Annotated in this window: 8 protein-coding genes; all 8 read right to left on the bottom strand. The window is 37.8% G+C overall.

What is annotated here, in order from left to right; all coding sequences use genetic code 11:
- Positions 1–611 (bottom strand): ATP-binding cassette domain-containing protein (locus tag ADIARSV_RS17630; RefSeq protein ID WP_040300557.1); only part of this gene is annotated, 611 nt, incomplete at its 3' end.
- Complete coding sequence (locus ADIARSV_RS17625; RefSeq protein ID WP_016197003.1) at positions 608–1,261, bottom strand: NAD(P)H-binding protein; 654 nt, start codon at positions 1,259–1,261, stop codon at positions 608–610. The genes ADIARSV_RS17630 and ADIARSV_RS17625, both read right to left, overlap by 4 nt.
- Before the next feature lie 77 nt (positions 1,262–1,338).
- Positions 1,339–1,770 carry an rRNA maturation RNase YbeY gene (gene ybeY, locus ADIARSV_RS17620; RefSeq protein WP_016197002.1) on the bottom strand — a complete coding sequence of 144 codons (432 nt, stop codon included), beginning with the start codon at positions 1,768–1,770 and terminating at the stop codon, positions 1,339–1,341.
- The gene (locus ADIARSV_RS17615) at positions 1,770–2,204 is read right to left on the bottom strand and encodes an ATP-binding protein (protein ID WP_016197001.1); all 435 of its coding nucleotides are present in this window, start codon (positions 2,202–2,204) and stop codon (positions 1,770–1,772) included. Before ADIARSV_RS17615 ends, ybeY begins: the two co-directional genes overlap by 1 nt.
- Before the next feature lie 6 nt (positions 2,205–2,210).
- A complete protein-coding gene (locus ADIARSV_RS17610; protein WP_016197000.1) occupies positions 2,211–5,540 on the bottom strand; it encodes a coiled-coil domain-containing protein in 3,330 nt (1,109 codons plus the stop codon).
- A gap of 48 nt (positions 5,541–5,588) precedes the next feature.
- Complete coding sequence (locus ADIARSV_RS17605) at positions 5,589–6,830, bottom strand: sulfate adenylyltransferase subunit 1 (RefSeq protein WP_016196999.1); 1,242 nt, start codon at positions 6,828–6,830, stop codon at positions 5,589–5,591.
- 97 nt (positions 6,831–6,927) lie between these two features.
- The gene (gene cysD / locus ADIARSV_RS17600) at positions 6,928–7,836 is read right to left on the bottom strand and encodes a sulfate adenylyltransferase subunit CysD (protein WP_016196998.1); all 909 of its coding nucleotides are present in this window, start codon (positions 7,834–7,836) and stop codon (positions 6,928–6,930) included.
- 18 nt (positions 7,837–7,854) lie between these two features.
- A complete protein-coding gene (locus ADIARSV_RS17595; protein ID WP_016196997.1) occupies positions 7,855–8,571 on the bottom strand; it encodes a phosphoadenylyl-sulfate reductase in 717 nt (238 codons plus the stop codon).
- Positions 8,572–8,863 lie beyond the last annotated feature (292 nt).

Below are 8,863 nucleotides of genomic sequence, written 5' to 3'. Positions count from 1 at the left end.
ATTAATACAGTTTTGTGACCAGTAGTCAGAAAGCTTTCCAGCCATTCAATCATTTCAATATCCAGATGATTGGTAGGTTCATCAATGATATAGACGTCGGGATTATCAATCAAAAGTTTCGCTAAAGCCAAACGCTTTCTCTGTCCTCCTGAAAGACTTTTAATTTCTTGCTCATGATCAAAAATAGAAAGACGCTGAAGTATGGTTTTAATCTCATGTTCATATTCCCATGCATCCAGTTCGCTAAGCTGATCAATCAGATTTTCCAGCTCTTTTGGATCAGGATGCTCTAACTCAATCAGCTTTTCATATTGTCTGATTACTTGCTGTTGGTTATTATCGAGACTATACACATAATCTGCAATGGTTTTCTGACCGCTAAAATCTGGGTCCTGTTCCAGATAGCCAATATTTAGACCTCGCTCCTTAACCACTTTCCCTTCTTTAGGAAGGATTTTTTCAGCTAAGATCTTCAATAGGGTAGACTTTCCAGAGCCGTTAATTCCAACTAATGAAACCCGTTGCCCTTTGTCTATTCCAAATGTAAGCTCTTTAAATAACCATGCATCACTAAATACATGACCTAATTGTTCTCCTGATAAAATACTCATATTAATTCTTTAATCTTGTCTGAAGGATATGTAAATGTCCCCTCAAGATTTTTTAATGTCTGGATAACCATAGCGTTTGCTATCGTTTTAACTTTAATGCTTCTATATTTCTTTAATGGTCCCAAAAGAATGGGATTAATAAACCGCATGACCGAAATCATAATTTTCTCAGTAGGTCTGGCTTCTTTTCTATCGCCATCTAATAAAGAAGGTTGATAAATATGCTGTGATTTGAATTTTAGTGCTTTTATGTGATCTTCTAACTCACCTTTTGTCTTTGTGTAAAATGTAACTGATTGACTGTCAGCGCCTATTGAAGAAATTAAGTGAAATTGAGGAACCAAATGCTCACTAGCTATCTCTGCCAGTAATAGCGGATAGTCATAATCAATTTTTCTATACACTGCAAGATCAGGTGTTTTCTTTACCGTACTACCTAAACAACAAAATACAGCGTCGCCATAGATCAATTCAGTAAAAGAGCCTGGATTATCAAAGGATACGATATGTTGCTTTAATTTAGCATGAATAAGATCCAATGGCTTTCTAACCAAAGCAACAACTTCTTCAATACGATCCTCGTGTAACAAAGATTGAATCAGGTGAGATCCAATAAGTCCGCTACCGCCAACTACTATTACCTTTTTCAAATTATGTATCCTTAATTTACAAAACTAAGTAAATAATAGATTTATACTATAATAGAAAGGTCAGTATATGAAAGGATTTAAAATGTTCTTAAGGATAAGTAGTAATTCTCCTTACTTGTCATTAAATTTTTATGTTCAGTTCCCTTATCCGTATAACCTAACAAGTGAAGAATGCCGTGAATGATTACCCGATGTACCTCATCTTTTTCAGAAATACGAAATGATGCAGCATTCTCTATGACGCGGTCTATACTGATGAAAATATCTCCAGCAATCAAATCCTCTTCTTCGCTATTGTCAAACGTAATGATATCGGTATAGGTATCGTGCTTTAAATATTGATTATTGATATTTAGTAAATATTCGTCTGAGCAAAAGATGAAAGAAATCTCGCTAGGCATTTTTCCTTCCTCCCTAATACTTGCTTTAATCCATTTACGAATATGCTCTTTCTGTTTTAATGTATAAGTAATTTCTTCTGAATGAAATTGAATTTTTTCTTGACTCATTAAATCTTAAAGTGAAGTTCCACCTGATTACCGGTCATATTGAAAATACATTGATCAGCCAAATGTTTGATGATAAAAATCCCTCTACCTGTCAGGTTTTCCAGGTTTTCAGGAGCAGTAGGATCCGGAAGGTTGTTATAATCAAAGCCTGACCCTTCATCCATTACGGTAAATTGCAGACTTTTTTTGTTAACGATCTCTAGATTGATATATACCTTTTTGGAATCATCCTGTTTGTTTCCATGAACAATAGAATTAATAACTACCTCATTTAAGCAAGTTAGCATATTGCCATATACTTCAGCTGGAATGTTGTTTTCATCTCTGATTGTATCAATAAAATTTTCAACAATAGTGATGCTTTCCATTTTAGAAGGAAGCTGCAGGGTATAAAGTAAGGAATTATCTGAACCATTTACGTTATCAGGTGGCATATTTGTTCAAATTGAATCTAAAGACCTAAAATATTCATTAATTTTCAATTGATAAAATAAATTTAAATCAGCCGGTACTGTTTTCAATAACTCGGTCTCCTTCATTTTAATAATTTTCAATTGTTTAAGCTTTTCAACATAACCCGGTAACTGGTCAGTTCCAGCTTTGCTTTCCCGCTTATCATCCAAATCCCTTTCCCTTTCCGCTTTGTCTGCCTCCAGTAAATGGGTTAAAATATCATGCTGTCTGATCAGTGTTTCGGACTGAATTCTTTTATTAACCAACTCCATTTCGGTTTGTTCCATATCCTGGCTAAGCTTATCCAGGTTACCAAGTTTACCCCGACCATCTTTATTCATTTCTCTGTTTATCTGCTGCAAGGCCTGCCGGATTAAATTCTGCTCACGTGCCATACCTGCAAATTGCTGAGAAGAATTTGCCTGACCTTTATTTCTACTACTTTCGGCGCCATTTTGTTTCATTTTTTCCCTGGCTTTTTCCATGTTTTTATTTAACTGATCTTGCTGCTGCCCCAGTTGTGATAAACTCTGCTGATTACCCTTACCTCCGGATGATGAATTCTTCATCGCTTTTTGCAGATGTTCCTCCACCTCCGTTAACAGCAATGCCAGGTTATTGATAGAAGCCATGGCACTTTGCTGACCGCTGACCGCTTCAGAAAGCCTCCGCTCTGCAAGGCTTTCCAATGAATAGTTAATGCGCTCAGTGATCGTATTCAGTTCCTGAGTAACTACAGATTCAATCTGAGGAATCTGTCTGCTTAAAACCGATAAACTATCTCCAATAACCTGCATATTATTACGGATCTGTAACTGCTTCTGTGTATTGCTAACCAGCAATGGGTCGGTAGCCACACTTTTACGGGTAGCTATTAAAATAGATTCCTGATCGAAAGAAGATTTTAAAAGATTGGCTAATATTTCTCTTAGTGCCTGAAGATTGATTTTAATCTCTGATGTTTGGGATGTTTCCTTCATTTCTTCCATCTGTTTAGCCATTGCAGACATCTTATCTGCTGCCTTTTGCATACTTTTTTGTGCAGGATCCGTATGGTTTGCCTGAAGGCTATTTTTACTCTTCTTTTGCTCCTCATTCACCTCTTTCTCTTCTTTCGAGAGATCAGCCAAAGGGTGACTTTTTTCCAGCTCTTCATTCTTTTTCTTTAAACTCTCCAGCTGCTTCGCAATGTCCTGAAATTCTTTAGCCTGTTTCTCTTGCTGATCTGCAGCATCCTGATGCGTAGCACTTTTCTCTTCCACAGACTTATTCAGCTCATTTTGATTATCAGCCGCTTTTTTTAAGTTATTGATTGTACCAGTTAATTTCTGATCAAACTGCAGTTGTTTGTATAATTCAAGGATCCTGTCCAGCTCTTTCTGAACACCTTTATTTCCTGATTGCATTTTTCCTAACTCTTCCTGAGTCTGCACTTTATTATTTTCCTGCAGCATTTTCTCAATACTCAACAATAAAGCTTGTGTTTTTTCATCCATCACCTGTTCCAAAAGCTTTTGTAATTGCTTCTGCTGATCGGTTAATGCCGCTTGATTTAAAAGTTCTGAATTCTGTTCCTGATAGTTTTTATCGCTTTCCTTTTTAATCTCATCAATCAGTTTTTCCAACTCTCTCTGCTTGTCTAATAAATCAGTTACCTGCTTCTTTTGTTCAAAAGAAAGATTGTTCTGATTCATCAGCTCTTTTTTGATCCGCTTCGTTTCACTTTCAATGAGAGAGGCTTCTTTAATGGCCTGCTGAAGCTTCTGTTCCGTTACCCGGGTAGATTGATCCACATTCTTTTCTACCTGAGAAACCGTCAGCCTTTTAATCTGCATCGTTTCGCTCCGAGAAGATTTAACACCATTTACCGCATCATTATCAAATACCTCAATATAGAACTCAAGTTCTTGTCCTGGCTTCAGCTTAAAATCACTGGATTTAACCGCATAAATAAAGGAATAGTGCGTGGTCTTTTTATCTACTGGTATGTTTCGGGAACTTGCTGACAGCATTTTACCCTGATCTTTAACCTGGTAATGGATCTTCAAACCGGAGAAACCATGATCGTCTGCCAGCTGTCCAATAAAAGAAGTCGCTTTATTATTTGGACCATCCTCTTTTTCAATAATCTGTACGGTTGGTCTTTCATCAGGAATCACATTTAACCGAAAAGACAAGAAATCAGTCCCATTAACCAAAGTAGTGCCTTGCGGAGCAAGGCGCAATTCTATACTTTTCCTGGCTTTTAATGCATACTCAAAATGATTTGAAGATACCGGTTTCAAAACCAGCTGATTTAATCCGTTATAAAGGTCAATTTTAGTAGCATAGCGGGTATTTATTCCGTATTTGATATTAGTTCCCTCGGGCACCGTTAAGTCGGTCAGGTCCCTTCTTATTTCGTTTCTCAAGCCTAAATAAGAAGGGTAGGTAATTTTAACAGACATATTAATCAGCGAAGGTTTCTGAATCACTTTCAGCACATAAGGCGTCGAATAGAATTCACCCGCAAAAAGACGAATCGTTTTATCCTTTTGCAAGTTTCTAAAAACATGTTTAAAATGCACCAGGTTATCTTTCTGAAGCTTGTAGGTGTTCAATCCCTCCTCCACATAGATCTCATCAGGGATCTCATTCCCGGTAAGCTTAACCTGCAGCGTTAAATCCTCACCCTGAAAAGCGTGTAGATTTGAATTCATCAGTACAAATTGAAAAGGCGCCTTCTTTACAAACCGCGTTTTGTAATGCAGAATCCTTTCTGTGCTTTCGCTGAAGATATAAGGCGCTGTAAATGCGATGATCACAATCAGAAAAATAAACGGCAAAACATATCGGAGGTACTTTTTATTATCCTGAATGCGAATGGCCGTATGAAAAGGGATAGGTCTTAATTCGGTGATTTTCTGATTAATAGCATGCTCAATAAGCTGTCTCCCATCCTCAGATTGAGTGGATAGTTCCTTTAATTGCAGTGTATTAATCAGCTTATCTTTCACCGTTGGAAAGTGTTTCCCAATTATTTCAGATGCCTGAAGGTAATTGATCCTTTTACCAAGTTTAAAATAAGAGAGAAGGGGCCAGAAGATGAATCGAAAAAAGATAAGGCTATTCAGCAGGAGAAAGCTAAATAAAAGAACAGCCCGTATACCCGGGCTGAAATTTCCATAATATTCTGATAGTGTAATGATAAGATATCCAGCAAAACAGGTTGCAGCCAGATATATTGATCCTCTTACTATTTTGTTAAAGTAGTATTTACGTATAAACTCATCTATTTTAGAGATGAGATCACTGAATTTTTCGGCTGAATTCCCCATATCATCCGTTGATATCCGAAGATAATGAATAAATATGAAATCGTAGCTTTAAGAAAGCATACAACCGGCAACAGTAGTGTGAGCCGTTTCATCAATCAAAATTGCACCACCATTTGCCCTTAACGTGTTATAACTATCATAAGCGATAGGGGACGCTGTTTTAATCAGCACATGAACTACATCATTCAATCCTACCTGATCAAATTGCTCCTGCTTTTCAAGTGTATTCACATCGAGCTTATAGTTGATTTCCTTTATCACACAACGAACTCGTTTGCTTTGTACCTGCAACAGATATTTATTGCCTACTACCAATGGCTTATTATCCATCCAGCATAACGTAGCTTCAATTTCCTGCGATACCTTAAGGATATTGGATTTTTTTACAATCAAATCACCCCGATTAATATCAATATCATCAGTCAACCGAATTACAGCACTTTGAGGGGCGAAAGCTTCGTCCACTTCAATTCCATGCACTTCAACTGCTTTAATGGTAGAATCAATGCCATCAGGAAGAATCGTAACCACGTCGCCTTTTTTATAGGTACCACTCAGTACTTTTCCTGCATAGCCACGGTAATCATGGAGATCTTCAGACTGTGGACGGATCACAAATTGTACAGGGAAACGTGATTCCTCATAATTGATATCATTGCTGATATTAATTGTCTCCAATAGATTTAGCAACGTTTCTCCTTTATACCAAGGCGTGTTGATGGAAGGATTTACAATATTATCACCGTTCAGCGCAGAAATCGGGATAAAAGTAACATCCGTAATCTTCAGCATATCAGCCATTTTGGAGTAATCGGCTACTATCGTATTATACACCTCTTCCGAAAAGTTAACCATGTCCATCTTGTTGATGGTCACCACCACATGTGGAATCTGCAATAACGAAGCAATGATGCTATGACGACGTGTTTGTTCAATAACCCCTAAACGAGCATCCACTAAAATGATGATCAAATCAGAGTTTGAAGCACCTGTAACCATGTTACGGGTGTATTGAATATGCCCTGGCGCATCAGCAATAATAAATTTACGCTTTTCTGTAGCAAAGTACTTATAGGCTACATCAATTGTTATTCCTTGCTCTCTTTCAGCGCGGAGGCCGTCTGTAAATAGGGCAAGATCTATTTCGCCTTCAGACTTATTTTTACTTTGCTTTAGTATTGTTTCAAGCTGATCAACCTTTATAGAATCTGTATCATATAAAAGTCTACCTATTAAGGTACTCTTTCCATCATCAACACTACCGGCAGTTATAAATCGAAGTAAATCCATTGTAATTTTTAGTATTCCAAATTAGGGCTTATACGTATTGCATTCGCCTTGTCATGATTATTAAGCTCTTTTCAGAGCAATTTGTTAACGCACAGTTCTAAAAGTAACCGTTCTTTTTACGGTCTTCCATAGCCGCTTCCGAAACCTGGTCATCTATCCTGGTTTCACCACGCTCACTGATATTGGTGAGTTGAATTTCCTTGATGATATCATCAATTGTAGCCGCTGTGGATGAAACCGCAGCTGTACAAGTCATATCGCCTACTGTTCTATAACGTACATTCCGCTTCACGATTACATCGCCTTCGTCTACACGAACAAATTCCGACATCGCTACCAGGTACTCATTATGAATGATTACTTCCCGCTCATGCGTAAAATAAATAGAAGGAAGTTCTATGCCTTCCCGTTTGATATAATTCCAAACGTCAAGTTCCACCCAGTTGCTGATCGGAAATACACGTACGTTTTCACCCTTAGCAATCATACCATTGTATAGGTTCCAAAGTTCAGGACGTTGTTTCTTAGGATCCCATGACCCGAATTCATCTCTCACAGAAAAGATCCGTTCTTTTGCTCTTGCTTTTTCTTCATCACGCCGCGCACCGCCAATACAGGCATCGAATCCAAACTCTTCAATTGTATCCAGTAAAGTATACGATTGCAAAGCATTACGTGAAGGGAATTTCCCTCCCGCTTCTTTTAAACCCCTGGCTTTAATAGTATCTTCCACTTTTCTTACGATCAGCTTGGCACCCATTTCTTGAGCCATTCTATCGCGGTATTCTAATGCTTCCGGAAAGTTATGTCCGGTATCAATATGAACCAAAGGAAAAGGGATTTTTCCTGGTTTAAAGGCTTTCATAGCAAGTTGAACGAGCGTGATCGAATCTTTTCCACCTGAAAACATAAGACAGGGACGTTCAAACTGACCGGCCACCTCGCGCATAATGTGTATAGACTCCGCTTCAAGCAGGTCAAGGTAATTCAATGTATGTTGTGGCATAAAAACTTTATTTAATATTTAGGAATGAGCATGTAAGCCACATTCTTTACTGGCCTTGTCTTCCCACCACCATCTTCCAGCTCTGAAATCGTCTCCTGGCTGTATGGCACGTGTGCAAGGAAGGCATCCAATACTAACAAATCCTTTATCATGAAGGGTATTGTAAGGTATTCCGTTCTGATTGATAAACTCTTTTACCTGTTCTGTTGTCCAGTGTAAAAGAGGGTGATATTTTAATATCTGATTGCCTTCGTCCCATTCCAAAGCAGGAAGATCACCTCTTTCCGGAGAGTGTTCAGCCCGTAAACCCGTAACCCATAACTGGTTTCCTGCTAAAGCTCTTTTCAGAGGCTCCACTTTACGGATATAACAACAAGCCTTCCTGTTCTCTACAGACTCATAAAATGAGTTGGGCCCTTTTTCCGTTACAAAGCGTTCAATATGCTCCTGGTTCGGATAGTAAGCACTGATATTTGTGTTGTATAACTCATTTGTACGACTCCAAACATAATACGTTTCGCCAAATAAACGACCTGTATCCAATGTGAAAATCTTAACAGGAAGAGATTGTGTTAAAATCATATGAGCAATAACCTGATCTTCCCAGCTAAAGCTTGTAGAAAAAATGATCTTTCCTTCAAACTGCTTCGCCAGCAAGGAAAGTCCTTCTTGTGGCGATAGTTTCGATAAGGTCGGAACCAAATCTTCTAATTTATTTTGCAGTGTATCTAACATGGTATGAAAAAGTATTGCCTTTCTAATTTTTTATTATGTGTAAATCTATAGAAAAGGTAGTCAAAAATAGAAAATTTGCTTATTAATAGCGTATGAAATTTGAAATAAGGCACTTAAATGACCCATTTATAACTCCTGATCGTTAAATATACAAGGTTGGTAAGATCATTAGTAGTAAAGCATAACCTCTTATTATGAATATTGCGATTAAGCGTATCTTTGCGTTTTAATTACATATTATGACGGATAAAGTAAGGGTACGTTTTGCTCCAAGTCCTACTGGTGGCTTGCA

The sequence above is a fragment of the Arcticibacter svalbardensis MN12-7 genome (assembly GCF_000403135.1).
Taxonomy (GTDB): Bacteria; Bacteroidota; Bacteroidia; order Sphingobacteriales; family Sphingobacteriaceae; genus Arcticibacter; species Arcticibacter svalbardensis.
The sequence above is the reverse complement of the archived record's forward strand: the minus strand, read 5'-3'. Positions and strand labels throughout refer to the sequence as shown.

Excerpts from the sequence above, each read along its gene's own strand:
- ADIARSV_RS17595 (WP_016196997.1), bottom strand. The coding sequence starts at position 8,571 with ATGTTAGATACACTGCAAAATAAATTAGAAGATTTGGTTCCGACCTTA.
- cysD (WP_016196998.1), bottom strand. The coding sequence starts at position 7,836 with ATGCCACAACATACATTGAATTACCTTGACCTGCTTGAAGCGGAGTCT.
- ybeY (WP_016197002.1), bottom strand. The coding sequence starts at position 1,770 with ATGAGTCAAGAAAAAATTCAATTTCATTCAGAAGAAATTACTTATACA.
- ADIARSV_RS17615 (WP_016197001.1), bottom strand. The coding sequence starts at position 2,204 with ATGCCACCTGATAACGTAAATGGTTCAGATAATTCCTTACTTTATACC.
- ADIARSV_RS17605 (WP_016196999.1), bottom strand. The coding sequence starts at position 6,830 with ATGGATTTACTTCGATTTATAACTGCCGGTAGTGTTGATGATGGAAAG.
- ADIARSV_RS17610 (WP_016197000.1), bottom strand. The coding sequence starts at position 5,540 with ATGGGGAATTCAGCCGAAAAATTCAGTGATCTCATCTCTAAAATAGAT.